Below are 23,618 nucleotides of genomic sequence, written 5' to 3' on the forward strand. Positions count from 1 at the left end.
CGCATGGCGCCGATCGATCAGAACTGTCCGTCGGGCTCCCCGTTGCCCGCGCTGCCGGTTGAAGCAAATCGGATGGACCGCGCCCCGGAAGGCCCCACCCGGAGAGAACGGGGGCGGGGCGTGACCTTTCGCCCCATTCCAACTGCGGGGACGATGGATGACGGAGGCGATGGCACCCTTCCTCGTCGGTGAACAGGTCGAAACAGCAGCGGCGAAGGAGGGATCGTCCAGCGGGCAACCGGCTGGTAGGCCTTCGTTGGAACGACGGGTCCGTAGGATGCGGCCCGAACCGTTCGCAGCAGGGACGTGGCAGTCGGGGGCGGGTGTCAGGCCGCAGCCCGCGCCACCAGCATGGAAGACGGTCGCACCGGGCGAGCGCGATATTCTTCTGTGTCGCACGTTCCCCACCTGTCGGACCGGTCATGCCGGCATCATCTCTCCATGGGGCTGGCGGGTCCGCACACCATGGCCTCTGTCGGATGGCTGATCTAGCCGAAGACCGGCTGCGCCTCGATCGGCTGGCCGCAACGGCGTTCCAGAACTTTCTTCCCCTGACGGCTGCGCCGTCATTCCTCGCGAGACAAGAAAGTTCCGGCCCTGCCGTCCTCCGCTGCGCTTTGGCCCTGAAGGGTGCTCTGCCGCTCGCCTCCGGCTGGTCGATCGCCATCGAGGCCACGGTGGTCGCGGCCCGATAACAGCATGGAGATACGACAATGGCTAACATCGGTTCCTTCAAGAAGGTGGGCGAAGGCTTCGAAGGCGAAATCGTCACCCTGGCCCTGCAGGCCCGCAACGTCCGCCTGGTGGCGGAAACCAACCGGGCCAACGACAACGCCCCCAACTACCGCGTCTACCTCGGACGGGTTGAACTCGGCGCCGCATGGACCCGCCGCTCCAACGAAGGCCGCACCTATCTGAGCCTGAAGCTGGACGATCCTTCCTTCGCCGCCCCGATCTTCGCCAACCTGTTCACCGACGAGGAAGGGGAAGGCTACACCCTGATCTGGACCCGGCCCCGCAGCCGGAACGGGGAGTAAGCTCCCCACCACCAACCCGCCCGGTCTCCCCGGGCGGGGCCTTCCGGGCTTTCATTTTCCCACGTGCCCTTTCGGGGTGCGGGCGGCAGCGCTGGTCGCCCGACGTGAGACGCAGGAGGAACATGAGGCTTTCCCTCAGTCTTCCCATTGTACCATGCGCGAGGGCGCACCGCGTCAAGGACGCGTGGTCCCCCCAATTTTGCCCGGCGCACCCGTGCCGGGCACGCCAGACAAAATCGGCTCCCCCACGCGCCGGCGAGCCGGTCGCCTGCGGCGATCCCTGACCCGGTCCGCCCCGGCATGAGCCGTCCGTCCTGTCTTCGAGAAACGAAAGGAGCAGGACGATGACCACGCACCACGACCATATCCAGATGCTGCGGGCCGAACTGACCAGCTTTCACCTCAGCCGCCGCGAGCGGCAGCAGATCGAGCGCGAACTCAAAGAGGCGCTTGCTCGGCAGGGTAACGTCGAAGCAGACAGGCCGACACCGCCCCATTGAGGGCGGAGAGGGTGGGTCAAGGAACCCTATTTCTGATCGTCCGCCGGAACCTGATTTTCATCCAGTAATGCCGCCGGTCGTACGTTGAGTGCCTGTGACGCATGCCATAACGAAAGCAGCGTCGCGTTCTGGCGCCCGGTCTCGATCCAGCTGATATAGGCGCGGTCCACGCCCATCCGTTCCGCTAGGGCTTCCTGGCTGAGACCGGCGGCACGTCGCAGGCGCCTCACGTTCGCGCCGAAAAGTCCTCGGATGTCCATCCGCAGGATAGGAACGATTTGTGTATTATCGCGCTACGTATTATAATACACGGGCGGTTTCTCTCCCGCCGGAGCGATGCTCCGCAGGTATCACGTGATGCCGGAAAAACCGGCCTTTCACGCCCATGCGGCCTGAATCCTTCATCTCCATCCAAATGATCCCGATCAGGCCGGATATGTTCGGGATCACCTCCCTGAGTCTTCGGGACTACCCGTTCCGGTTCCGCACCGGATACTGGGTCGAATCCATGACATATCGGGGGAGGGGGACGTGCCGACAATCCGGCCGTGGGATGCCGCACCCCTTCGTCGCGCCTACGCCGGGCTCGACCCTGCCGGTCTCGCCCAGGAATGGCTGCGACACAATCCGGCCTACCGGCGCGATCATGCCGCAACCATGACGACGGGCAAGGTTGACGCCGAGGCATGGCGCGCTTTTGCCCGTCGCTGGGGGTTGCGTTTTCCCTGTCGATCCTGATCTCCCCGCCTGGCTTGCCCCCGCTTTCTGGGATCCGGACATCGCGCCGGAGGTCGCTGTGCGTGGCGACGGGGGTGACATTCTGTCCCGTCTCACGCCGTACGCGCGGGCACGACATGACGGTCCCGATGGCATCCATCTCGTGCTGGACAGCGTAGCGGGTCCGCTGCGCCTTGTCATAGTCGTCGATCGGCAACCCGACGCGTCAGGAACCTGGTTCGTCATCGACGATAGGCACCTCGCGACCCGTCTGGCCTGCGTCGCGCGCTTCGGGCGCCTGCTCGTCGGCCAGGCGCCCGGTCCTCTTCCCTCCACCTTGCGCCTGAGTCCGCAGCAGAAACTCCGGCAGATTCGCATGCTCTGCATCGCCGAAGGCCGGCGCACGGGGGTGACAGTGCGCCGGATCGCGGCTGGTCTCTATGGCGAGCGCATCCTGCACCTGTCCCGCAATGAATGGCGTGCCAGTTCATGGCACCGGGCTTTCTACCGCGACCTCGACGGCACCGGGTTCTACCTGAACGGCGGTCACATCGCTCTCCTTCAGGGGCTGAAGCAGGGGGGGTGACAGTCTGGCGGCCTGAACTTTGTCATCCCTCCCCAAGTCCCATTCTCCGGCAGCGTCCTCCCATGAGCCGCGACATTCCGCACGCGGCCCGATCCACCGGGAGGAAGACCCCATGCGTGTCCAGCCGACACTGCCACCGCGCTATCTGCGCACCCCGGACGCGGCCAATTTCGTTGGCCTGTCCATCCGTACCCTCGAAAAACACCGGAGTTGCGGCACCGGTCCGCTCTACCGCCAGCTTGGCGGCCGGATCGTCTATGCCGTGGAAGACCTCTGCGCCTGGGCCGATCTGAACGTCCGGCTGTCCACCGGGGATGGTGGCGGCATTCCCATGCCATCCGATCCTCGCGCCTACATCATCCGCTTGCAGGCGAAGGCCCGCAAGGCGCAGCGGAGTGCCGGACGATGAGGCCGGCCGCCGATAGCTGGCGCCAGCCCGACCGGCGCTTTGTTGTCACGGGACCGGCACGACCCCGTGACATCCGTGATCTGATGGGGCGTCCGTTTTTCGCGCTGGGGCACATGGCGCGCCTTGAGCCTCTTCGCTACCGCTCGCGTCAGATGGAGATCGTTGTCGAAGCCTCGGCTCCTCTGGGCATGGCGACGATCCGGGACGCCGATATCCTGCTTTGGCTGACCGGCCAGATCGTCGATGCCCTCAATCATGATCTGTGGGTGTCGCGCCATGTGCGCTTCACGCCCTGGCGCCTGTTCCAGGATCTGGGATGGGCTGACGGCACCCACCAGTATCGCCGACTTCATGGCGCCCTCGCGCGTCTGGCGGAAACACGCGTCACCACCAGCCTGCGGCAGGGGCCGGAGTGGCGCGAGAAGCCGTTCGCCTGGATCAGTGACGTCCGGATTTCCCGTGAGGATGGGGTAGCCCTGACCCTGCCGGACTGGCTCATGGAGATGGCCTGTGATCGCTCTCATGTCCTGAGCGTCGATCCCGCCTATTTCCGCCTTTATGGCGGTCTGGAGCGGTGGCTTTACCGTCTGGCGCGCCGACATGCTGGTCGGCAGAAAGACGGGTGGCGTTTCGATCTTCGTGATCTTCATGCCCGGTCCGGCACCCTCTCTCCCTGGCGGAATTTCGTGATCGACGTCGCCGGCATTGTCCGTCGCCAAGTCGTCCCAGGTTACGACTGCAAGGTCATTTATGGCGGAAAACAGCCAGTCCTGCGTATTTCTCCAACGGTATCATCCACCGGTTCTGTGGATAACCGTGTGAATCCTACCGTTGGTCAGGATGCGGATCATACCATTGCTCACGGTGCGGAAATACCGTTGCTGACGGTGCAGAAAACGTCGCAATGCATTGTTTTCAAAAGCGGAATCAGCCCCGTAACTTATATAACTAATATAATAACTTATTATGTAGGGGATTTCGGTCTTTTCGCTCCCCTTCCGGCCGCCCGGTCGGGACGTGGAGAAAAGGCTCGGGAAGCGGTCGCGGATCGCCTGGTCGGTGTCCCATGACTGCCCGTTCTTTCCAGCCGAAGGGCGATGCCCTCACCACGGTCGAACTGACCTGGATCGAGAAGCGCATCGAACACTGGATCCGCTTCGGGCATCCCGTCGAGGACCGCATTCTCGATCGTCGGCGCAGGCTGATGAGCTTCACGCCTGACAGCGTGTTCGCGTTCATCCGCTGGGCCGCGAACGATTTCGGCACCGTGGTGTCCTGCATCGACATCGTGCGGGCCGTGGGGGCTCAGGAATCCTGCCAGACGGTGCCCTTTGTGCGTCCCGGTGGTGAGAGTCTCTTGCGCCAGAGCGGCTGGCCAAAAGTGCGTCGAGTGCTGGCGGCGATCGACGGCGTGGAGGCGCTGGGGATCGATCCCACCGCTGCCTGTCCCGATCACTGGCGGCATCTGCATCACCGGCTCACGGCGGCCCAGGAGCCACGTCCCTATACGTGCGAGCGGCACCAGGCATGGCTGCGCAGGAGGGCCATGTCATGACCCGGCGCGCCTGGCTTTTCACCTCGTATTTTGCCGTGCTCGGCGTGGGCGCCTCGCTGGCGTTTCATCCCACGCCGCGCTGGGTCTGGAACGAGACAGCGAGTGTTCCGGTCGGGTTGTATCGCATCCAGCACACGGTTCCGGTGCGCGTCGGCGACATCGTTGCCATCCGCCTGCCGGAACGCGAGGCCACGCTGCTGGCCACACGCGGCTACCTGCCGTTCGGCGTGCCGCTGCTCAAGCCTGTGGCAGCACTGGCGGGGCAAAGTGTCTGTCGCATCGGCGTCCACGTCACCATCGACGGTAAGGCGGCCGGCGATGCGAAGACCGTTGACCATCGGGGCCGCAAGCTGCCGGTCTGGCAGGGCTGCCAACGCATTGAACCGTGGCAGGTGTTCGTCATGAACGCCGCCGTGCCGACCAGTCTGGACGGGCGGTATTTCGGCATCCTGTCGATGGACACCGTCATCGGTCGCGCCGTGCCGGTTCATGTCCGCACAGGTGAGGCCGAGCCACCACCGCCGCATTTTCATCCCCTTCCGGAACCCGGCGCTCCGATCCGGGAGCAACCGCTTCTGGCGCCGCCCATGATGCCCATGAAACCCGGTGAACCACCCATTCAATGATGGGCGCCAGCCATTGAATTTTCATACTCCCGAAAGGACTTCTCTCATGAGCCAGATCGGTTTTTTCACCCGGACGTCGGATGGTTTCGCCGGACGGGTGCGCACCCTGTCGCTGGATGCCGAACTGACGTTTGTGCCAGCGGAAAGCAATGGCGCGGAACATGCACCCGATTATCGCATCCATCTCGGTGAAGGCGATTCAGCATTGGAGATCGGTGCCGGGTGGAAACGCACCGGGGAACGTGCCGGCGAGTATGTATCCGTGGTTCTGGACGATCCCTCGTTCATGCAGCCAATCCGCGCCACGCTGTTCCAGGCCGGGCGCGGCGGGCGTGAGTGGCAACTGGTCTGGAACCGGTCTGCAAAACGTCCGGGAGGTCGGGAATGAACACCCGGTTTTTCATGTCCGCCGGCGTGTTGGCCGTGCTCGCGCTGCCGCTCTCGCCCGTCCCTGTTCATGCCCAGGATTTCGACTATCTGGTGCGACAGGCGGCGGCACGGAATGCGATCCCGGCGACGTGGGTGCGGGCCGTCCTCCATGCCGAAAGTGCCGGTGATCCACATGCGGTTTCCGCCGCCGGTGCAATGGGGCTGATGCAACTCATGCCGGACACATGGAAGGATGTCCGGCGAACGCTCAATCTGGGGGCCGATCCTTTCGATCCGCACGACAATATTGCGGCTGGTGCAGCCTATCTGCGATGGCTGCATGACCGCTACGGCGATGCAGGATTTCTCGCCGCCTACAACGTCGGTCCCGGTCGTTATGACGATCATCTGGCGACCGGCAGGCCATTGCCTGGCGAGACGGTCTCTTACGTGGAATTTGTCAAACGGCTGATGAAAACCCCATCGTCTGACCTCCATCTTCCCATTTCTTTTTTGTCCTTTCCGGCTCGTTCCTGGATGACGTCTGCGCTCTTCGTTTCAGGCCAGTCCGATGCGTTTCGAGCACCCACGGCACGTCATGTTACTGCTCCCGACGACCTCTTCGCAGGGCATGCCGGGGAGAGGTCCGGCATGGTCCCGCTGAGGGGAGCGGATCAGGTCCAGTGAGGCGTGAAAACCCCGGAAAAAGGGCAGAAAAAGTTAGGGCTGGATAAAAGGCCGCACATCGCGGCTCGGTTGGGTTGGCTGTTTTCCGGGGTTTTTTAGGTCTCGTTGCGAGGTGCCTAGATTTTCCGCACCTCGCGGCTAGGTATCATCTCTTTGATCCGGCGCGATCTTTCGCGCGGTGCAGGGCATTTTCCATGAACGGGGATGAGGAATTCCGGGTCCGGCCAGGGCGCATCCGCTCCACCCGCGCCCGGCAGGCGCGGCCTTTCGTGACGCAGGTGCTGGCGTCGGTGCAGCGGGCCGGAGGCAGGGTGTCCCGCGCGGGGAAAATCAGTGCCGGGCGTCGCTCCAGTTTCGGGCGCGGGAGGGCCGCCGCCCATGCGGCTAATCGCCTGCTGACCAGCCGCTCGCGGGGCGTCGTCATCAAGGCGCGCGTCGTCCGGCATGTCCCGCGCGCCACACCGCTGGCGGCACACCTGCGGTATCTCCGCCGGGAGGGCGTGACGCGGGACGGGGAGGATGCCCACCTGTTCGGCAAGGACAGCGATGACATCCGCGCCTCGGACTTCGCGGCACGATGCGACGGCGACCGCCACCATTTCCGCTTTATTGTCTCCCCGGAGGACGCGCCGGAGATGTCGGATCTTCGGGCTTTCTCCCGCGATCTGATGGGGCAGATGGAGTCCGATCTTGGCACGAAAATCGACTGGGTCGCCGTCGATCACTGGAACACCGCGCATCCTCATCTGCATGTCATTGTCCGGGGCGTCGCCGAGGACGGTTCAGACCTGGTGATCGCGCGCGATTACATCCGCGAAGGCATGCGTGCCCGTGCCCAGGATCTTGTGACGCTGGAACTCGGGCCACGCACCGATCGCGATATTCATCAGGCGGTCGAGCGGCAGGTGAATGCCGACCGCTGGACCCAGCTTGACCGCCAGCTTCAAAGGGACGCCGGAGAAGATGGTGTCATCGCTCTGGGGCGTGCGCCGGGCGAAACCCCGGACGCCTTCGCCACCGTGAAGCTGGGCCGGTTGCGCCGTCTGGAGACTATGGGGCTGGCGCACCAGGTCGGGCCGGATCGCTGGCGGATGGACGAAGGTGCGGAGGCGACGCTGCGGGAGATCAGCGAGCGCAACGATATCATCAAACGGATCCACCGGGGCCTGGCGGAGCAGAAAATCGACCGCGCGGCATCCTCCTGGGTCATGGCCGCCGAGGACACCACCGATCCCGTCATCGGCCGGCTGGTCGATCGGGGCCTCGACGATGAGCTGCGTGGCACGGCCTATGCGGTGATCGACGGGATTGATGGACGCACGCACCATGTCCGCCTGCCGCACCTCGAAGCCGCATGTGATGGGGCAGTCGGTTCCATCGTGGAACTGCGGCGTTTCACCGACAAAGGGGGACGTGACCGTGTCGCGCTGGCCGTGCGCTCGGACGTCACGCTGGAGCGGCAGATGACGGCGGAGGGTGCCACCTGGCTCGACCGGCAGGCCATCGCGCGGGAGCCTCTTGCCCTAGCGTCCACCGGGTTCGGTGCCGAGGTGAAAGAGGCGATGGAAAAACGCTCGGATCATCTGGTGGAGCAGGGTCTGGCCAGCCGCGAGGGCGGGGGCATCCGTTATGCGCGGAACCTGATCGCCACGCTGCGCCAGCGGGAGCTGGATGCGCTGGGCCGGAGCCTTGCCGGGACGTCAGGGATACCGTTCCGGCGGAGCGGGGAGGGCGATCCCGTTACCGGCACCTATCGCCAGCGTTTCAACCTGGCGTCGGGGCGCTTCGCCATGATCGACGACGGGTTGGGCTTCGAACTGGTGCCGTGGTCGCCGTCGCTTGAAAAACAGCGAGGGCGGGAGGTATCGGGCATCATGTGCGGCGATGGGGGGATCGACTGGTCGTTTGCGCGGAAACGCGGGCTGGGTCTATGACCGCGAAGGCTGGAAAGCAGGCTTCCGAACCGTCACCCCGCTTCCCCCATCATATCCCGCGCATGGTTGGCGAGACGATGCAGATCTCCGTCAGGCGTGTCTGCGACCATGCTGATCCCGAGCCCGTCCTGCGCCCAGATATAGCCCGGTATCTGCCGCATCGGGCGCATCGGAGCCGTCATGTCATGGCCGTACATGGGCCGCACGAACAGGGAAATCCGGCTGCCATTGCCGTCCTTGTAGAAAAAGACGCAGGCCGGACCATGATCCGTCGTGACCAGTTGTCCGCCTGTAAGCTGATAGCCTGCCGCCGACAGGTCTGGGGGGCGAACCGGTCGCCCGAGTGTACGCCCACCCCACGCTGCCAGTTGCGCGACATTGCCTTTCGCGATCGTGCTGCCCTTACCGGCGTCATGCACGATCACCGCCTCCCGCTCGACCGAGGCCAGGCCGAGGGGCACTTCCCGGTCACGAAGCATCCATCCGCTCCCCAGTCCCAGAGACAGGGCCAGCGCAACGGACGCCGCCATCTGCGGCAGGCTGAAACGACGGACTCTGCGCTGTTTCAGCCGGGCGATGTCAAACCGTGCTGGTACGGGCTGCCGGAGTTCGGCATCCATCGTCGCCCGCAATAGATCGCGTTCCGCACGCCATGCCGTGACCCGCATTCGTGCATCGGGATTGGTATCCAGCCATGCCTCCACGGTTCTCCGCCGTTCGGGAGACAGAAGTTCATCGATCCAGGCCTGAAGATCGTCCTCGGTCACGGGGCGGTCGGGCCGTGTCATTTTACCCTCCTGAGCATAGGCCGTTCTTCATGGCCGACAAGCTGGTGCAATGCCGTCCTGGCTCGCGACAGCCGGGACATCACGGTGCCCACCGGCACCCCCAGTATGTCCGCGACCGTTGCGTATTCTAGCCCTTCGACACCGACCAGCATCAGTACCTGCCGGTGGTCATCGGAAAGGTGTTCGAAAGCGTCGGCCACTTCCTTCCATTCCAGATGGGGAATCTGTCCCGCCTCCTGCATCGGTTCCGGATCAGTTGTTTCCATGAAGGGAATAAGACGCCGCAAACGCCGCCAATGGCTGACATTGAGGTTATAGGCGATGGTGAACAGCCAGGGCCGCAGGTCCGACCGGCCACGCACCTGATGCATCCGGGTCAGGGCGCGCTCCAGACAGTCCTGCACCAGATCATCGGCCTGATGCGGGTCGCGTGTCAGCACGCGGGCATACCGTCTCAGGGCCGGTATGGCGTTCTGTAACCTGCTGTCATCACCGTCGTTCAATCCTGCCCGTGCCTCATATGGTTTCCGGTATCGCTGCTGATGAAGACGCTCCTGGCGTCTGTTTATTCCCGCCCGAACAGGGCGACCGCAAAATATTTCGCAAAGGACGCCGCACGAAGGGAATAGATCCGTTCTCGAGCGCGTCTTGCCATCAGACGCTTTCAAAGGATCGAAACCATGGCAACGAAGCCACTCGTGCCCTCTGCCTCAGCCCTGCGCTGGCTCGGTGTGGTCGCGGCACCGACGGCCCTGGCGCTGGGCTTCCTGTGGGCCGGCGGCTGGCTGACGCCCCATCGGCTGACGCAGACCAGCCTGCTGGATGCACTGCGTGCAGTGGACGGCACGCACCCCGGTTTTCGGCGCAATCATGCCAAGGGTGTGTGCGTGACAGGCTGGTTCGAGGGTAACGGCAATGCCGCCGGGCTTTCGATGGCGTCCGTCCTGCAATCGGGGAGAGTTCCCGTGGTCGGACGTTTCGCACTCGCAGGCGGCATGCCCTTTCAGGCCGATGCGCCGGCAAAAGTCCGCAGCATGGCGCTGCGCCTGATGCCTCCCGGTGGTCAGGAGTGGCGCATGGGCATCAACGACATCCCGGTCTTTCCCGTCCGGACCCCACAGGAGTTTCAGGACCTCCAGCTGGCGTCGCGCCCCGACCCGGCAACCGGAAAACCAGACCCCGCGCGGGTGCAGGCCTTTCGTGCGGTTCATCCCTGGTTGCAGGTAGCAGGCGCACAGATCACCCATCGGCCTCTGTCGTCAGGTTTTGCCGATGACACCTATCGCAGTCTCGACAGTTTCCTGTTCGTGGGGAAAGACGGCACGGAAACAGCCGTGCGCTGGTCGATGGTGCCTTTGCAGCCCGTCACTCCGGCCGACGCTCACGCCGACGACCACGATTACCTCTTCCGTCAGCTGATCGATGACCTTCACGCTCACTCCCTGCAATGGCGGCTGATGGTGACGGTGGCGGGCAATCACGACGTCATCGACGACCCGAGCCAGGGCTGGGCGGAAGACGACCGGCAGATCGACGCCGGAACCCTGACGCTCACAACTGTTGAAAGCGAGGAAAGTGGTTCCTGTACCGGCATCACCTTCGATCCGCTGGTGCTGCCGCACGGTATCGCGCCGTCCGGTGATCCGATCCTTCAGGCCCGGTCGGCCGCCTACATGCGATCATTCGCCGCGCGTTCCGGTGAAAAACTCCCGGTTCCCGCCATCACCCCCACCATGACGGCCGCGCCGGGCGGTGCCGAAGGGAAAAAATCATGATCAACGCAAAATCGTTTTCCCTGCCATCGCGTATCCTGCACTGGCTGATGGCCGTCATGATCCTGATCATGCTGTTCATCGGCGTGTTCATGGCCTCGACCGCGGGGCCAAACTACCATCGGCTGGTGACGCTCCATCGCCCGCTGGGCATTGCCATCCTTGTGCTCGCGCTCGTGCGTCTGGCGAACCGTCTTCGCTCACCGCCCCCAGCGCTCCCCGAAGAATTTCCGCCAATCATGAAATTTGGCGCGAAAGCATCGCATGTTCTGCTTTATGCCCTGATGATCGCTATGCCGTTTGTCGGCTGGGGTATGCTGTCGGCTGGTGGCTATCCTATTCCGCTCTGGGGGCAGTCCGTGCTTTTGCCGCCGATCCTGCCTCATGATCCGGCTTTGTGGGCGGCGCTGCGGTCAGCCCATACCGTGCTGGCGTTCCTGTTGTTCGGGATGGTGCTGCTTCACGTAGGCGCGGCCCTGTTTCACGGGCTGATCCGGGAGGATGCGGTGCTGCGGAGCATGACCTGGCAGGCAAAGGCGGATCGAGAATGAGACGTTCAATCGTTTGAAACGGCATGTCAGAGGCATGGCGCGAAATGGGGGCAAACGGAAGGTCGGCTATCTGTTGAAAAACATGATAAAGCTGCCATGGCCTTTCTCTTTGTGGAGTTGCACTTCAAATAATCAGAGCCGTATTATTGCCGCCTAGGCGTAGAGGACGGATAGAGTTTGCGGGCAACACGCTCCATGGTTAGTCCCTGCACGATGATCGTAAACACCACCACCCCGTAACAGACAGGCAGCAGCAGCTCGCGCAAGTCTCCGGGCGGCAATCCAAGTGCCAGTGAAACCGAGATGCCGCCACGCAGACCGCCCCAGGTCAGGATACCAAGAACACGGCCCCGCTCCCATTGCCTGAGATGAACTGGAAGCGTTGAAAACAGCACGCTTAATGTCCGCACGGCAATGGATAGCGGTATCATGGCCAGGGTCGCCAGCACCGCAAACAGATGCGGTGTGATCTCAAGAATTTCAAAGCCAATCAGCATGAACAACAAGACGTTTAGCACCTCGTCAATGAGTGTCCATGCAACGTCGAGTTCTTTGCGGGATGCCTCATCAAAAACGGAATGACTATAGCTTGCGCCAAAGCACAGTCCTGCCACCACGACGGCAATCGCCCCCGACATGCCAAGTTGGTTGGCAATGCTGAAGGTTCCGGTTGCAAGCGCCAGTGACGTCAACAGATCAATGTGCGGATCCCGCTGTCCCTTAAGTATACGGAGTGCAATCCATCCGGTCAGTGCGCCCAGCAGACCGCCACCGATCGCCTCGCGGCAAAAACTCAGAACAATCTCGGAGGCGGTCACTCCTTGGCTGTCCCCGGTTGCCAGTCCTATCGTGACGCCGAAGATCACCACCCCCACGCCGTCATTGAACAGACTCTCGCCTGCGAAAACGGCCTGAAAGGGGGCGGGTAGTCCGAGACGTTTCAGCATGCCGACAACCGAAACAGGATCAGTTGGCGCGAGGATCGCCCCAAGGACGATGCACCATGTGAAAGGAATGGCATGACCCAACAGAGGGAAGACGTACCATGCCGCGATCGCCAGAAAGGCAACGGCCAGAACGGTTCCCAGAACAGAGAGAGCAGCCACGGAGGCAACCTTTGCGCGCAGATGTCCGACATCCACCTGCGTGGCCCCGGCAAACAGAAGCAGAGACAGCGCACCATTCAGGAGGGTCGTGGGAAGATTAATCGCACCGAGAACAGATCGCGGGAGAGCCTGAAGGTCATAGGCCGGTATCAACGGATTCAGGATCATAACCAGCAGGGAAGCCAGTAATGAGAAGACCAGCACGCCGATCGTCACAGGCAAGCGAAACGTGTGGTGATTGAGAATACTGAACCCTGCCGAGAGGGTCAGAAGCAGAGCGAGGAGGCTGATGGTATCCATGCCTTCACCGCTGGCTGCTCTTGTCCCCTACGTCAAGAAAAACCGGCAATGGTCCGCTATCTGAGGCAGCCTGACTGGTCTTCCTATATCCGAGATGAGGGCGATTTTCGCCGTAAGTCGGCGTGCTCAATATTCCCGTTTGCCCTTGTCACATTGTAAGCTCGACGTGGACGCACGCCTGATTTCTGATGAACATATATGCGGCGGCTTCGAGCAGGAACAGACAGCGCAATCTAACGATGAGCAGCGCTGAGAAATCGATGTCCCGCTCGCCGTTGACCAAGCTCTGCATCGAAATAACGTCCTCGTGGCTAGGCCGTACTGGAAAGCTGGGGTGGGAGTGCCACTCGCCTAGATAGTTGAAGCGTTTGAAATCGGAGCCAGTCTTTCGAAAGAAGATGTCGAGCGCTTGCGCATGATGGTCGGGACTGCGGACGAAATGTGCAGCCGTCCCGGTCGTTTCGTCGACCGAGAAGTCGACGATGCGGAAATGATCGGGTGCGACTTGCTCTCCCATGAGGATGCCGCCGATCTCACGCCGACCGGCCCCTCGCAGACAATTGCGAAGCTGCGCCCGCTGATCATTCGGAAGGCTGATCGTGACCATCGAACGCCAAGGGCAAGAGTTCGCGCAAGAGCGCAAGGCTGTCTGCGACAGAAGCGGGGTCCTGTTCGGCTTTCCAGGGGGCCGAGCCAGCGAGTTCGATAGGCCATGTCTCAAACGGCTGAGAGAAAATCCAGGCCTTGCGCAAGCCTATCGCATAAGCGGGGGCCGTAAACGCACTGTCCTCCGGCAGGGTGAGCACATCGGTTGCCAGACGCGCGAGGTGACCTGCGATGATGGAAACTTCGGCGTCGTCAGCGACAAGCGGTCTGGCGCTTCCGGTTGCCGCTTCATAGGGGGCAGCTAGGCCGGCAAGCGGGGCGGGGACGCCATGTGCATTGCACCAAGCGTTGATCTGGTTGCGGGCGGCCTGAGGCTCCGGCTCATGGCCTGATCGAACACGTGCCACGAGGCCGCCGATGCCCCCGGCGAACACCTCGCCCCAGACGAGTGGCTTCAGGCTTTCCTTCGCGACCGCGGCGCAGAAGTTGAAGCAATGCGCGTCGGCGGTGGCGTCGATGATGAGGTCGCAGGCGCGCAACGCCGACATCACCGAGTCCGTGGAATCGGCGCTTTCCTGACCGCCCAGCGCGACACGCCGCACCGTGACGTCGATCGTGCCGGCAATCTCAATGAGGCGGCTGCGGACCGCGTCGGCCTTATGGACGCCGGCCGCGGCGGCGCCAAGTTCGTTGCGCACCAGATTCTCGGCGAAAAAGACGTCATCGTCGACCAGCGTGAACATCCGCACGCCGGCGCGCGCCAGCATCGCGGCGAGCTTGGAGCCAAGCGAGCCGCATCCGACGATGCCGACGCTTTTTCCGGCGAGGAGAGAGTAGTCGTCCGGGAGCCGGTCACTGGTGGCGACCTTCAGTAGTCGCGAGCGACCGAAGACGCGCTTCTGGCCGGCGTCATAGGCATAGAAATGTGCGGTCTCGGTCGCGGACGCCAGCACCAAGTCCATTTCTCCGCTGGCGGCGAGTGCAGCCTCGCGAAGCGCTCCGAGGCCAAGCGCGCCGAGCAGGTCGGCGATACCGGCTTGCGTGGCTGCGGGCATCGCTGTCCCTTCGGGCAGCCGAATGGCCTGGCCGCGCTTCGTCGTCTCCCGAATCCCGGCCGGCCATGCTCGGCCATCGGTGACGCCGTCGGTCTCTATGATCGTCACCGTGAAGGTATCGGCGTAATATTTCTCCGCAATACCAATCTCGAACGACTGACCGGGTGCGATCGCCTTCAGGCGCTCTTCCATTTGCCGCGTCAGCAGGAACCGGAAATAGGAGCCGCGCACGCTTTGGCCGAGCGAAACGGCATGCGCCGAGGGCAGTTCGGGACCCTCGACATCGCGTTCACCGGCGATCAGACGATGCGCGCTCTCGATCATCATCGCCCCGGTGATCGACGTCTCCCAGTTGTCGGCGCGATATTCCAGGCAGAGATTTCCGCCCGCCCCATATTGGTGGTTCGACAGGCGACTCCCGTCTCTGGGAAGCACGATGGGTGGGGAATTGGGGTGGAATTCGGCATAGGTCATCGTCAACGGAACGCTGTCGCCGTCATACTCGATCTCGAAATCGACCGCGAGCGCAGCGCCGTTCGAGAGATGCCAGCGCACGCCCTTGAGCCAGGCGACGCGCTCCGCGAGGTTAGCCACGCCCTGACGCTCGGTTCGTGCGCGAGTCGGATTTTCGAGCCACCAGATCATTCCGCGCCGCCGAACCCCTGCGGCTTGGTTGGCACCCGGCTCCTGTCCGGAAAGGAAAGACCTTCGGCTACGGGCGCCACCGAAGCGGTTTTGAGCAGCGGGGATCGCGGCGGCGGCGGCGGACGGCGGCGGGCCGTGCGGTCGGCCATCGATCCGCCAACGCCGCGTCCGACTATCTCGGTGATCACTCTCCTATCGCTCGACCGAGCTGCCGCGGCGAATTCCGTCCTGGCCTTTTGGAGCCACTCGTAGAACGCGGTCGCCCGCTCGGGGTGCTCGGCCCATTTGTCGGCGAAGTTTTCGAGCGGGTCGGTCGGATTCGGGATCCAGTAGCGGTTGTTGTGCCACAGGATATGCTGGTCCATGCCCGCGAGAATCACCGCGAGCGCTTCGCCGATCGTCTCTTCGCCCTTATAGGCGTGGGCCGCAAGGGTGGTGATGATGACCGAGATCGGCCGTTCGTCGCCGCCATGCTCGAAGGTATGGTCACGGTGACGCTTCAGGATCATGATAGCGGCCTGAAGCGGCGTTCGGATCTTGTAGTCCGGGATATCCTCGACGCTCGCCCTCATGCTGTCGGCGAGCACGCGCTTGCGCCGTTCGAGCGCGGTTGCCATCCGGCTCTTAAACCACTCGCAGTAGCCCTTGGGGTTCGAGCGCGGCCAATCGTCGGTAACGGTGGTGTAGGTCGGCCCCTCCTTGTCGGTAATGGCAATGGCGGTGAGTGTCCAACGCGCGTCATAGCCGCGGGATTCCAGGAGGAGGCGGGAGGCTTGCCCGTTCGGAAGCGCGGGCACGATATCCATATGGAATTGGGCGCCATCGGCATAGTCGAGCACCCAGCAACGGCGACCCTCGCGAAGCGGCTTGTTCATATTCTGCGCACGCCGATAGGCCTCGATCTCGGCGCCAAGCAGGGTCTTGAGCTGCTGTTGCGTCAGCGAGGTCTTGCCAAGCTTCTGCAACTCGCAGACGGAATCGACGTCATATTCCTCGGCGTCGTTCAAGGGCCGGATCGTCGTGCCGAGGCGAAAAGACCCCTGGACGTAGACCTTGGGTCCGTACTGTCGGACGGTCGAGGCGTCGCGGTGCAGCCAGTCGCCCAGTGACATGTAGCTCCGGTCGGCCTGCTCATACCGGCTTGGCGGCACGCTCAGTTCTTCGGCAAGATCCTCGAGGAATTCCTCGCTCTCGTGAGTGCGCGTCTGCTTTTCCACCATATGCCTCCAAGGTGAAGCCCACGGTCCGCGTATGGATAGTCGAACTGCGCGGTTGAGCTTTGAGGATAAAACGTGAACATTATAGCGAATCGGAGCGAAACACCATCATGGCAAAAACGCAAATCCCACAGAAAATTCAGGTCGCCCTCTGGACCAAAGCAGCCGGGCGCTGCGAATACCGCGGGTGCAATGAGGAACTCGTCGGCGACCTGATCGCCGGCCGCGTGGACGGTAAGTTCGGCTTCATTGCGCACATTGTCGCCGACAGTGCTGACGGACCGCGCGGCGATCCGGTTCGCTCGCCTGCACTCGCCAAAGACCTGAGCAATCTCATGCTGCTCTGTGCGAAGCACCATAAGGGCGTAGATGTCGACTATCTCGCGGATCATCCCGAGCCCGTCCTGCTTGAGATGAAAGCAGAGCACGAGGACCGGATCGCCATCGTGACGGGAATGGCGCAGGAGCGCGCCGCGCACGTCCTCCGGTTCGCGGCGGATATCGGACAGCGGGATGCCCTAGTATCGACGCGATCGATCTTCATGGCGATGCCGCCCGACAGGCACCCCGCCGAGGGACGAACGATCGATATCCAGTTGGCCGGATGTGACTATGCCGATCACGAAGCGAATTACTGGTCCGTCCAGCAGGACAATCTGCGCCGCGTGTTCGCTCGCAAGGTGAAGGAGCGCATCGAACAAAAGGAGATAAAGCAGCTCAGCGTGTTCGCGCTAGCGCCGCAGCCGCTGCTGATCGAACTTGGGCATCTGCTGGGGGATATCGTCCCGGTCACGGTTCATCAGCGATATCGCGAGCCCCCGTCATGGCGGTGGCAAGCTGACCAGCCCGCAATCACCTTTCAGGTCGGCGACTATTCCGGGGCACCGAACGTCGCAGTCGCGCTGAAGCTCGCGCTGAGCGCGACCGTTACGGATGAACGGATTAGCGCAGTGCTGGGCGAGGATGTCGCCATCTGGTCGCTGACCGCGGAAAATCCGCACAACGACATCATGCGTCGTCCGGACGACCTGATCGAGTTCAAGCACCAGCTTCGGCGTCTCCTTGATCGGATCAAGGCTGTTCATGGCGAGAATGCGGTTATCAACGTGTTTCCCGCTTTGCCGAATTCAGCGGCGGTTGAGGTCGGGCGCGTGTGGATGCCTAAGGCCGATTTGCCCATGCAGATCTATGATCAGAATCGGGCCGTCGGCGGGTTCATTCCTACCTTATGTATCGCGAATTAGAAGAGGGCCGCCTCCCCCTTCGTCGATCGGCTAAAGCTACCGATATGCAACCCACTCTAAGTGACAATAGAAGTTTGCACTGGTCATGTCCGTTATGCGGAAAGTGCACTGTGCGTTACATGTTCGGAAGGGAGGGCGACAGCTGCCACAATACCTCACTCTCCGCGAAGGTATCAGGGCTCTCACATCGCCTGTGGAATACTTCAGCAATCCGCGAAGTCATGTCTTCTTATCTGCCGCGCTAACTCAAATGTTTCGGAAGGGAGTCAACCGCTCCGCTAGATAAATACGGTGCATCCGCCGTAGCTCGTCGGGCGCACCCGGCGTCGTGGGCGCGTCCTTCGTAATCATGCCACGCAACACTTTCATGGTGTTCAGAACCACCGCCGCGATGTCTTTCGCCAACGCCTCATCCAGCCTTGGCGCACAGACACGCAACGCCGCCGCAATGCCAGCGATGGCATGCCCCCGCGCACGATCGCGGATCTCCATCCTGTCGGTCCGGGCCTCCATCAGCGCGGACAGGGATTTCACGCGAGGATAAAGCGTGACAAGCAACTCGATCAGGACGTCCGCCAATGCTGCGGGCGACAGCGTAGCAGCACATTTGGAGAGTGCCGCGTATTCTTCTTCCAGAACCGCGATATGCCGCTGCACCAAAGCATCCGCCACCGCCTCCTTGTTTGGAAAGAAACGATAGAGTGAGCCGATCTTCGCCCCTGCGCGCGCGGCGATCTCCGCCATGGTCGTCGCCTCATAACCGCGTTCCGCCATGAGGTCGGACGCGGCCTCAAGCAGTTCCTCAACGCGCTGACGCCCGGCAGCGCGCAGCGGCTGGAGAGATGTTCGTTTAGCCCTTGACGAATTTGAGTCCATCCTCAAATAATGCTCCTGCTTGAGTATCTGCTCAACTTATTAACGTTTCCGCGTGTTCCAAACAACGGTTCGGGACGGGCGGTTCGGCTGCCGATAGGGATGCTTCTCCATGATTTCGCTTCAAGCCACCAAGACAGCTCTCGTCCTGATCGATCTCCAGAAAGGTATCACGGGGCTCCCCCTGGCTCCGACATCGGGTGCTTTGATTGTTAAGCGATCGAAAGAACTTGCAACGCGTTTCCGGGCTGCCGGGGCTCCGGTTATTCTGGTGAATGTCGCATTTGCACCAGATTTCGCCGATGCGTTGCATACAGCTGTTGAACGCTCGTTCTCTCCACTTGGAGGCTTTGCGCCAGATTGGGCAGAATTGGTCGACGGGCTTGCCGAACCGACCGATCTGCGCGTCACGAAACGGCAATGGGGTGCATTCTACGGTACGGATCTCGATCTCCAATTACGTCGCCGCGGGATCACGAGCATTGTGCTCGGCGGAATCGCCACCAATCTGGGCGTGGAGTCTACGGCCAGAGCGGCGCACGAGCATGGATATAACGTCGTGCTCGCCACGGATGTCATGTCCACCTTCACGGAAGAGATGCAGCGTTTTGCCTGCGAGGAGATTTTCCCTCGTCTGGGCCGTGTGATGACGAGTAACGCGATCGCGCTGGAGGCGTGAGCGCATGGCGGATGTCTGCGCGTCTCGCGGCTCCCGGCGAGATCATTCATGAACGCCGGAACGTCGTCGCCAGCCTCAGGCTCGGATCAACTACCACCAGGCACTTGGAAAATCGTGAGCGTCGCGTCGATCGGGTCTTTCATGGCACAACTGGACGCCACGATCGTCAATGTGTCGCTCCCCGATCTTGTTACGACCCTACACGCACCGTTTTCAAGCGTTCAGTGGGTGGTCAGCGGCTATCTTCTGGCGCTCGCCCTGACGCTGCCGCTGAACGGTTGGCTCGTGAGCCGCATCGGAGGGCGTGCGGTCTATTTATGGTGTTTCGGCGCTTTCACGCTGACATCTGGCCTCTGCGCGCTGGCGTGGTCCGCGCCGTCCCTGATCGGGTTCCGTCTGCTGCAGGGCATGGCGGGCGGCCTGCTTGCGCCTATGGCGCAGATGACCGTTGCCCGTGTGGCGGGTCGGCAGATGCCGAGGGTTGCGAGTGCGATGACGGCACCCGTTCTGCTCGCGCCGCTTCTCGGACCCGTCGTCGCGGGTGCCATTCTCTCCGTCGCGTCCTGGCGATGGATCTTTCTTCTCAATGTCCCAGTCGGGCTTGCGGCCTTTATCCTCGCCGTTCTGTTTCTCCCGGACGACAGGCACGACGAGCGCCGCCGACGGCTTGATCTGACAGGACTTGGATATCTTGCACCCGCCCTCATCACGCTTCTCTACGGCATGGATCATGTCACCCGACCCTACGGATCAGCGACCCTGGGTGCGTCCCTCATGCTGTTCGTCCTGTATATTAGATCCGCACGACGCAAGGGTGATGACGCGCTGATCGACCTGCATCTGCTGCGTGCGCCCGTCTTTTCGGTGTCGGCAATTATCATGTTTCTGACGAACGGGGTGTCGTTTGCCGGTCAGATGCTTCTACCCGTATGGCTGATCCACGCCTGCGGTGTCTCGCCTGAGCGGACGGGCCTGTTCATGGCACCCCTGGGTCTGGGGATGATGTGTGTCTATCCGCTCATTGGCCGTCTGAGTGACCGGTTTGACACGCGCGATCTGACCGGCTGCGGGGCTCTTTTGTCGTTGGTCGGCACAGTGATTTTGGTGGTGCTCGCCTATAGCGGGCTAAACGTCGCCCTGCTGACCATAGCATTGTTATTGCGTGGCGGCGGCGGGGGTGCCATCGGCATTCCGGCGATGAGCGCGGGATACGCTTCGATCGCGCGCGCGGACATCCCGATGGCAACGACTGCGCTGAACATCATGCAAAGGATTGGCGGGCCAACATTGATTACAGCGTGCGCCACATTCCTTGGGTGGCAGCTTTCGGAAGTCGGTCCGTCTTATGTCGCATCAGAGGCTTATGCCAAAACGTTTGGATTGCTTGCGTTATTCCATGGCGCTCTATTGCTCGCCACGCGCTTCATCCAGCCTTCGGAAAAGAAACGCCAGTTCGGGCCGAACTGAACCTATCGGGCATTGATACTCACCTGAGAAAATAAAGTCATTCAGACTCACGTGGTCAACCTATGTCCGCCATGTGGATCATTTCCGAATGCATGAAATATCCGAAAAGAGTCGACAACGGAAGTTCCGCGCCCCTCACGCCCTGCTGATCAGTTCGTCCAGCGCCCTTATGATTGTGTCCTGATCGCGTTCGGCCAGGACGCCGACGGCGGGTCCAAGCCGCGTGGCGGGGAGGGTCGCCAGATCGAACGGATTGGCGAAGACCTCCTCTCCCTCGACTTCGAGATACGGCGTCAGCGGGTGATCTGGCGGCGCGCTGCCCGATCGTCTGACGAGCGGCATGACGACGCGGCCCACGCTGCGGTCCAGACGGCTGCTCTGGATCTGGACCACGAACGGGATATCCCGGTTCCGGCCAGGGTTTCGGTAGATCGTGAATTGCGGCATCGGATCAGAGCGTCGAGAATTCGTCGCTCAGGAAGCCGTGCCGCGCGTGCAGATCGTTCACCGCGTCGATCACCCCGTCGAGCTTGCGCTGTTCGTCCTCGCGTTGCTGGCGTGCGTATTGCAGGTAGTCTCCCAGCAGGGTCTCGACCGTCGCCGAAAGATTGGGCGTCACTTCCCGGACCTGCGCCAGCAGATCGGTGTTGAGCGACAGATTGACCGGGCGGCGGGGCGCGCTCCGGTCATAGGAAACGCCGAGGCTGGTGCGGCTGGGCATGATCCGACTCCTTATGCGCATATCGTGCGCAAGATATGAGGATGCCGACGCCAGACCGCAACGCGCAAGTATTTTTTCGCTCCTGCTCGCTCTGGTACGACGGCCACAAGTTCGCGCTTGTGCCCTGGAAAATCCCGGTTCTTCGCTGTCTTCCATGACGACGGGAGGGATCGATGGACCAGCCGGGAACACGTATCCAGTGGGGGCAGGCGCTGCTGGTCCTGTCCATGATCGTGCTGTCCTGGTGGACGGCGACACAATGGACGGCCTGGGAACTGGCGTTCCAGCCGGAACTCGGCCGCCCGTGGTTTATGGTCCTGCACCGCTGGCCGGTCTATGCCCCGCCACTGTTCTTCTGGTGGTGGTACGAGTTCGACGCCTACGCGCCGGCGGTGTTCGCGCGCGGCGCTTGGATCGCGGGTTCGGGCGGGGTTCTGGCTTTTGCCGCAGCCGTGGCGCTGTCCGTCCATCGCGCCCGCGAGGCGAAGCGCGCGGCAACTTACGGCTCCGCCCGATGGGCCGAGGATGCGGAAATCCGTGCGGCCGGGCTGCTGGGCGAGGATGGCGTGGTGCTGGGCAAATACCGCCGGGCCTATCTCCGACATGACGGTCCCGAGCACGTCCTGACCTTCGCACCGACGCGCACCGGCAAGGGTGTGGGAATGGTGATCCCCACGCTCCTGACCTGGCCGGGTTCGGCCATCATCCATGATATCAAGGGCGAGAACTGGCAGATTACCGCCGGTTTCCGGAATCGCTTCGGGCGGGTGCTGCTGTTCGACCCCACCAATCCGGCGTCCTCAGCCTATAATCCGCTGCTGGAGGTCCGGCGGGGGGCGTCGGAGGTTCGCGACGTGCAGAACATCGCCGACATTCTGGTCGATCCCGAAGGATCGCTGGAGCGGCGCAATCATTGGGAGAAAACCTCCCATGCTCTGCTGGTCGGGGCGATCCTGCATGTGCTTTACGCCGAGGATGACAAGACGCTCGCCGGGGTGGCAAAATTCCTCTCCGACCCGAAGCGGTCGATCGAGGCGACCCTGTCGGCTATGATGCGAACATCGCATCTCGGGATGGCCGGGCCTCATCCCGTCGTGGCCTCAGCGGCGCGGGAATTGCTGAACAAGTCGGACAACGAGCGCTCCGGCGTGCTGTCCACCGCCATGTCGTTTCTTGGCCTCTACCGCGATCCGGTGGTGGCCACCGTGACCAGTCGCTGCGAATGGCGGATCGGCGACCTGCTGGAGGGCGACCAGCCTGTCTCGCTGTATTTCGTCATCCCGCCTTCGGATATCAGCCGCACCAAGCCGCTGATCCGCCTGATCCTCAACCAGATCGGGCGGCGGCTGACGGAGGATCTGTCCGGCCGGGAGGGGCGGCGTCGTCTGCTGCTGATGCTCGACGAGTTTCCTGCTCTCGGCCGGCTGGATTTCTTCGAGAGCGCGCTGGCTTTTATGGCGGGTTACGGGATCAAGGCGTTTCTGATCGCCCAAAGCCTGAACCAGATCGACAAGGCTTATGGTCAGAACAATAGCATTCTCGATAACTGTCATGTCCGGGTCAGTTTCGCGACCAATGATGAACGCACCGCGAAGCGGGTTTCCGATGGTTTGGGCGTGGCGACCGAGATTCGGTCGCAGAAGAACTATGCCGGACATCGGCTGTCGCCCTGGCTCGGACACCTCATGGTTTCGCGTCAGGAGAGCGCGCGCCCCCTGATGACGGTGGGCGAGATCATGCAGATCCCGGCACGAGAGGAAGTGGTTATGGTGGCGGGGTGTCCGCCCATCCGGGCGCGGAAAGCGCGGTATTTCCGGGACCGCCGCTTCGTTGAGCGCGTCCTGCCGCCGCCAGATCCGGCGCAACTGCCACGGCCGGTCCAGCCTGATGACTGGCGTGACCGTCCATCTCCTGCCACCCCGTCACCGGAGGAGACGGGGTCGCCGGCAGCGCCTGACAGGCCCGACGATGCTGACAGCGATGAATCGCTCGGCACGGGACGGAAATGGTCGCGCGAGCATGACCCGGCGGATCCCGCCAAACACAGGAAGCGCACTGCACCCGACCTCTTTGGTGAGGAACTGCCACCGGATCCGGAAGCACGGGATCGCGCCGACCTGACACGGATTGCCCGTCAGGCAGGGCTCGATCGTGGCAACGATCTCGGACTGTGA

General features: G+C 62.5%; 30 protein-coding genes. 20 read left to right on the forward strand and 10 right to left on the reverse strand.

The annotated features are described in order from the left end of the window. Window positions 1–3 precede the first annotated feature (3 nt). From Abin_RS15005 to Abin_RS15025, 5 genes are all read left to right on the forward strand, one after another. Entirely contained in the window at window positions 4–192 is a 189-nt protein-coding gene (locus Abin_RS15005; RefSeq protein ID WP_146867704.1) for a hypothetical protein, read from the forward strand. Between the two features lie 114 nt (window positions 193–306). Further along, window positions 307–492 carry a hypothetical protein gene (locus Abin_RS15010; protein WP_146867703.1) on the forward strand — a complete coding sequence of 62 codons (186 nt, stop codon included), beginning with the start codon at window positions 307–309 and terminating at the stop codon, window positions 490–492. Then, window positions 480–695 carry a hypothetical protein gene (locus Abin_RS15015; protein WP_048848404.1) on the forward strand — a complete coding sequence of 72 codons (216 nt, stop codon included), beginning with the start codon at window positions 480–482 and terminating at the stop codon, window positions 693–695. Before Abin_RS15010 ends, Abin_RS15015 begins: the two co-directional genes overlap by 13 nt. 18 nt (window positions 696–713) lie before the next feature. Beyond that, window positions 714–1,037 (forward strand): DUF736 domain-containing protein, encoded by a 324-nt coding sequence (locus Abin_RS15020; RefSeq protein WP_035378674.1) that lies wholly within the window; start codon window positions 714–716, stop codon window positions 1,035–1,037. A 344-nt stretch (window positions 1,038–1,381) separates the two neighbouring features. Further along, entirely contained in the window at window positions 1,382–1,537 is a 156-nt protein-coding gene (locus Abin_RS15025) for a hypothetical protein (RefSeq protein WP_170237869.1), read from the forward strand. Between the two features lie 26 nt (window positions 1,538–1,563). Here Abin_RS15025 and Abin_RS15030 read toward each other — a convergent pair whose 3' ends face one another. Beyond that, window positions 1,564–1,797 carry a helix-turn-helix domain-containing protein gene (locus tag Abin_RS15030; RefSeq protein ID WP_048848409.1) on the reverse strand — a complete coding sequence of 78 codons (234 nt, stop codon included), beginning with the start codon at window positions 1,795–1,797 and terminating at the stop codon, window positions 1,564–1,566. A 271-nt stretch (window positions 1,798–2,068) separates the two neighbouring features. On the opposite strand from Abin_RS15030, the gene Abin_RS15665 reads away from it, so the two are divergent. The 9 genes from Abin_RS15665 to Abin_RS15070 all read left to right on the forward strand — a co-directional run bounded on the left by Abin_RS15665 (window position 2,069) and on the right by Abin_RS15070 (window position 8,420). Then, entirely contained in the window at window positions 2,069–2,275 is a 207-nt protein-coding gene (locus Abin_RS15665) for a transcriptional regulator domain-containing protein (protein ID WP_084593697.1), read from the forward strand. Window positions 2,276–2,333: 58 nt separating this feature from the next. Next, window positions 2,334–2,840 carry a DUF2285 domain-containing protein gene (locus Abin_RS15035; RefSeq protein ID WP_255319377.1) on the forward strand — a complete coding sequence of 169 codons (507 nt, stop codon included), beginning with the start codon at window positions 2,334–2,336 and terminating at the stop codon, window positions 2,838–2,840. A gap of 112 nt (window positions 2,841–2,952) precedes the next feature. Further along, window positions 2,953–3,249, forward strand: a complete 297-nt coding sequence (locus Abin_RS15040) for a helix-turn-helix transcriptional regulator (RefSeq protein WP_012553482.1) — start codon at window positions 2,953–2,955, stop codon at window positions 3,247–3,249. After that, window positions 3,246–4,319 (forward strand): replication initiator protein A, encoded by a 1,074-nt coding sequence (locus Abin_RS15045; protein ID WP_048848416.1) that lies wholly within the window; start codon window positions 3,246–3,248, stop codon window positions 4,317–4,319. The genes Abin_RS15040 and Abin_RS15045 overlap by 4 nt, the downstream gene beginning before the upstream one ends. Continuing rightward, on the forward strand, window positions 4,316–4,804 hold the full coding sequence (locus Abin_RS15050) for a DUF2840 domain-containing protein (RefSeq protein ID WP_048848418.1): 489 nt from the start codon (window positions 4,316–4,318) through the stop codon (window positions 4,802–4,804). The genes Abin_RS15045 and Abin_RS15050 overlap by 4 nt, the downstream gene beginning before the upstream one ends. Continuing rightward, entirely contained in the window at window positions 4,801–5,430 is a 630-nt protein-coding gene (locus Abin_RS15055) for a S26 family signal peptidase (RefSeq protein ID WP_048848421.1), read from the forward strand. Before Abin_RS15050 ends, Abin_RS15055 begins: the two co-directional genes overlap by 4 nt. Window positions 5,431–5,476: 46 nt before the next feature. Next, window positions 5,477–5,818 (forward strand): DUF736 domain-containing protein, encoded by a 342-nt coding sequence (locus Abin_RS15060; RefSeq protein ID WP_048848423.1) that lies wholly within the window; start codon window positions 5,477–5,479, stop codon window positions 5,816–5,818. Then, window positions 5,815–6,486, forward strand: coding sequence for a lytic transglycosylase domain-containing protein (locus tag Abin_RS15065; protein ID WP_048848425.1), 672 nt, complete (start codon window positions 5,815–5,817; stop codon window positions 6,484–6,486). The genes Abin_RS15060 and Abin_RS15065 overlap by 4 nt, the downstream gene beginning before the upstream one ends. Before the next feature lie 194 nt (window positions 6,487–6,680). Continuing rightward, window positions 6,681–8,420, forward strand: a complete 1,740-nt coding sequence (locus Abin_RS15070) for a relaxase/mobilization nuclease domain-containing protein (RefSeq protein WP_048848427.1) — start codon at window positions 6,681–6,683, stop codon at window positions 8,418–8,420. A 32-nt stretch (window positions 8,421–8,452) separates the two neighbouring features. Here Abin_RS15070 and Abin_RS15075 read toward each other — a convergent pair whose 3' ends face one another. Both Abin_RS15075 and Abin_RS15080 read right to left on the reverse strand, forming a co-directional pair. Next, on the reverse strand, window positions 8,453–9,208 hold the full coding sequence (locus tag Abin_RS15075; protein ID WP_048848429.1) for an anti-sigma factor family protein: 756 nt from the start codon (window positions 9,206–9,208) through the stop codon (window positions 8,453–8,455). Beyond that, window positions 9,205–9,711 carry an RNA polymerase sigma factor gene (locus Abin_RS15080; RefSeq protein ID WP_048848432.1) on the reverse strand — a complete coding sequence of 169 codons (507 nt, stop codon included), beginning with the start codon at window positions 9,709–9,711 and terminating at the stop codon, window positions 9,205–9,207. Before Abin_RS15080 ends, Abin_RS15075 begins: the two co-directional genes overlap by 4 nt. Window positions 9,712–9,888: 177 nt before the next feature. Between Abin_RS15080 and Abin_RS15085 the strand changes: the two genes are divergently transcribed. Further along, window positions 9,889–10,983: a catalase family peroxidase gene (locus Abin_RS15085; RefSeq protein WP_048848434.1), complete on the forward strand. Its 1,095-nt coding sequence runs from the start codon at window positions 9,889–9,891 to the stop codon at window positions 10,981–10,983. Next, entirely contained in the window at window positions 10,980–11,531 is a 552-nt protein-coding gene (locus tag Abin_RS15090; protein WP_048848436.1) for a cytochrome b, read from the forward strand. Before Abin_RS15085 ends, Abin_RS15090 begins: the two co-directional genes overlap by 4 nt. Before the next feature lie 143 nt (window positions 11,532–11,674). Here Abin_RS15090 and Abin_RS15095 read toward each other — a convergent pair whose 3' ends face one another. The 4 genes from Abin_RS15095 to Abin_RS15110 form a co-directional block, all read right to left on the reverse strand. Next, window positions 11,675–12,937 (reverse strand): cation:proton antiporter, encoded by a 1,263-nt coding sequence (locus Abin_RS15095; protein WP_048848437.1) that lies wholly within the window; start codon window positions 12,935–12,937, stop codon window positions 11,675–11,677. Window positions 12,938–13,085: 148 nt separating this feature from the next. Continuing rightward, window positions 13,086–13,544: a Mov34/MPN/PAD-1 family protein gene (locus Abin_RS15100; protein WP_012222366.1), complete on the reverse strand. Its 459-nt coding sequence runs from the start codon at window positions 13,542–13,544 to the stop codon at window positions 13,086–13,088. Then, window positions 13,519–15,243, reverse strand: coding sequence for a ThiF family adenylyltransferase (locus Abin_RS15105; protein ID WP_048848440.1), 1,725 nt, complete (start codon window positions 15,241–15,243; stop codon window positions 13,519–13,521). Before Abin_RS15105 ends, Abin_RS15100 begins: the two co-directional genes overlap by 26 nt. Continuing rightward, a complete protein-coding gene (locus Abin_RS15110; protein WP_048848442.1) occupies window positions 15,240–16,463 on the reverse strand; it encodes a nucleotidyltransferase domain-containing protein in 1,224 nt (407 codons plus the stop codon). The genes Abin_RS15105 and Abin_RS15110 overlap by 4 nt, the downstream gene beginning before the upstream one ends. A gap of 107 nt (window positions 16,464–16,570) precedes the next feature. On the opposite strand from Abin_RS15110, the gene Abin_RS15115 reads away from it, so the two are divergent. Then, window positions 16,571–17,704, forward strand: coding sequence for an SAVED domain-containing protein (locus tag Abin_RS15115; RefSeq protein WP_048848444.1), 1,134 nt, complete (start codon window positions 16,571–16,573; stop codon window positions 17,702–17,704). A 246-nt stretch (window positions 17,705–17,950) separates the two neighbouring features. Here the strand turns inward: Abin_RS15115 and Abin_RS15120 are convergent, their stop codons facing one another. Further along, window positions 17,951–18,580: a TetR/AcrR family transcriptional regulator gene (locus Abin_RS15120; protein ID WP_048848446.1), complete on the reverse strand. Its 630-nt coding sequence runs from the start codon at window positions 18,578–18,580 to the stop codon at window positions 17,951–17,953. A gap of 109 nt (window positions 18,581–18,689) precedes the next feature. On the opposite strand from Abin_RS15120, the gene Abin_RS15125 reads away from it, so the two are divergent. Both Abin_RS15125 and Abin_RS15130 read left to right on the forward strand, forming a co-directional pair. Continuing rightward, window positions 18,690–19,256, forward strand: coding sequence for a hydrolase (locus Abin_RS15125; protein WP_048848448.1), 567 nt, complete (start codon window positions 18,690–18,692; stop codon window positions 19,254–19,256). Between the two features lie 48 nt (window positions 19,257–19,304). Further along, window positions 19,305–20,723: a DHA2 family efflux MFS transporter permease subunit gene (locus Abin_RS15130; protein ID WP_048848450.1), complete on the forward strand. Its 1,419-nt coding sequence runs from the start codon at window positions 19,305–19,307 to the stop codon at window positions 20,721–20,723. 135 nt (window positions 20,724–20,858) lie between these two features. Here the strand turns inward: Abin_RS15130 and Abin_RS15135 are convergent, their stop codons facing one another. Both Abin_RS15135 and Abin_RS15140 read right to left on the reverse strand, forming a co-directional pair. Next, complete coding sequence (locus tag Abin_RS15135; RefSeq protein WP_048848452.1) at window positions 20,859–21,170, reverse strand: CcdB family protein; 312 nt, start codon at window positions 21,168–21,170, stop codon at window positions 20,859–20,861. A gap of 4 nt (window positions 21,171–21,174) precedes the next feature. Further along, window positions 21,175–21,444 (reverse strand): type II toxin-antitoxin system CcdA family antitoxin, encoded by a 270-nt coding sequence (locus tag Abin_RS15140; RefSeq protein WP_048848454.1) that lies wholly within the window; start codon window positions 21,442–21,444, stop codon window positions 21,175–21,177. Between the two features lie 173 nt (window positions 21,445–21,617). Between Abin_RS15140 and Abin_RS15145 the strand changes: the two genes are divergently transcribed. Beyond that, window positions 21,618–23,618: a conjugal transfer protein TraG gene (locus Abin_RS15145; protein WP_048848455.1), complete on the forward strand. Its 2,001-nt coding sequence runs from the start codon at window positions 21,618–21,620 to the stop codon at window positions 23,616–23,618.

This window comes from Acetobacter indonesiensis (assembly GCF_000963945.1).
Taxonomy (GTDB): Bacteria; Pseudomonadota; Alphaproteobacteria; order Acetobacterales; family Acetobacteraceae; genus Acetobacter; species Acetobacter indonesiensis.

Bases quoted from the DNA above. Each gene is read 5' to 3' on its own strand.
- Abin_RS15005 (WP_146867704.1), top strand. From the start codon at position 4: ATGGCGCCGATCGATCAGAACTGTCCGTCGGGCTCCCCGTTGCCCGCG.
- Abin_RS15015 (WP_048848404.1), top strand. From the start codon at position 480: ATGGCTGATCTAGCCGAAGACCGGCTGCGCCTCGATCGGCTGGCCGCA.
- Abin_RS15020 (WP_035378674.1), top strand. From the start codon at position 714: ATGGCTAACATCGGTTCCTTCAAGAAGGTGGGCGAAGGCTTCGAAGGC.
- Abin_RS15025 (WP_170237869.1), top strand. From the start codon at position 1,382: ATGACCACGCACCACGACCATATCCAGATGCTGCGGGCCGAACTGACC.
- Abin_RS15030 (WP_048848409.1), bottom strand. From the start codon at position 1,797: ATGGACATCCGAGGACTTTTCGGCGCGAACGTGAGGCGCCTGCGACGT.
- Abin_RS15040 (WP_012553482.1), top strand. From the start codon at position 2,953: ATGCGTGTCCAGCCGACACTGCCACCGCGCTATCTGCGCACCCCGGAC.
- Abin_RS15045 (WP_048848416.1), top strand. From the start codon at position 3,246: ATGAGGCCGGCCGCCGATAGCTGGCGCCAGCCCGACCGGCGCTTTGTT.
- Abin_RS15050 (WP_048848418.1), top strand. From the start codon at position 4,316: ATGACTGCCCGTTCTTTCCAGCCGAAGGGCGATGCCCTCACCACGGTC.
- Abin_RS15055 (WP_048848421.1), top strand. From the start codon at position 4,801: ATGACCCGGCGCGCCTGGCTTTTCACCTCGTATTTTGCCGTGCTCGGC.
- Abin_RS15060 (WP_048848423.1), top strand. From the start codon at position 5,477: ATGAGCCAGATCGGTTTTTTCACCCGGACGTCGGATGGTTTCGCCGGA.
- Abin_RS15065 (WP_048848425.1), top strand. From the start codon at position 5,815: ATGAACACCCGGTTTTTCATGTCCGCCGGCGTGTTGGCCGTGCTCGCG.
- Abin_RS15070 (WP_048848427.1), top strand. From the start codon at position 6,681: ATGAACGGGGATGAGGAATTCCGGGTCCGGCCAGGGCGCATCCGCTCC.
- Abin_RS15075 (WP_048848429.1), bottom strand. From the start codon at position 9,208: ATGACACGGCCCGACCGCCCCGTGACCGAGGACGATCTTCAGGCCTGG.
- Abin_RS15085 (WP_048848434.1), top strand. From the start codon at position 9,889: ATGGCAACGAAGCCACTCGTGCCCTCTGCCTCAGCCCTGCGCTGGCTC.
- Abin_RS15090 (WP_048848436.1), top strand. From the start codon at position 10,980: ATGATCAACGCAAAATCGTTTTCCCTGCCATCGCGTATCCTGCACTGG.
- Abin_RS15095 (WP_048848437.1), bottom strand. From the start codon at position 12,937: ATGGATACCATCAGCCTCCTCGCTCTGCTTCTGACCCTCTCGGCAGGG.
- Abin_RS15100 (WP_012222366.1), bottom strand. From the start codon at position 13,544: ATGGTCACGATCAGCCTTCCGAATGATCAGCGGGCGCAGCTTCGCAAT.
- Abin_RS15105 (WP_048848440.1), bottom strand. From the start codon at position 15,243: ATGATCTGGTGGCTCGAAAATCCGACTCGCGCACGAACCGAGCGTCAG.
- Abin_RS15110 (WP_048848442.1), bottom strand. From the start codon at position 16,463: ATGGTGGAAAAGCAGACGCGCACTCACGAGAGCGAGGAATTCCTCGAG.
- Abin_RS15115 (WP_048848444.1), top strand. From the start codon at position 16,571: ATGGCAAAAACGCAAATCCCACAGAAAATTCAGGTCGCCCTCTGGACC.
- Abin_RS15120 (WP_048848446.1), bottom strand. From the start codon at position 18,580: ATGGACTCAAATTCGTCAAGGGCTAAACGAACATCTCTCCAGCCGCTG.
- Abin_RS15125 (WP_048848448.1), top strand. From the start codon at position 18,690: ATGATTTCGCTTCAAGCCACCAAGACAGCTCTCGTCCTGATCGATCTC.
- Abin_RS15130 (WP_048848450.1), top strand. From the start codon at position 19,305: ATGAACGCCGGAACGTCGTCGCCAGCCTCAGGCTCGGATCAACTACCA.
- Abin_RS15135 (WP_048848452.1), bottom strand. From the start codon at position 21,170: ATGCCGCAATTCACGATCTACCGAAACCCTGGCCGGAACCGGGATATC.
- Abin_RS15140 (WP_048848454.1), bottom strand. From the start codon at position 21,444: ATGCCCAGCCGCACCAGCCTCGGCGTTTCCTATGACCGGAGCGCGCCC.
- Abin_RS15145 (WP_048848455.1), top strand. From the start codon at position 21,618: ATGGACCAGCCGGGAACACGTATCCAGTGGGGGCAGGCGCTGCTGGTC.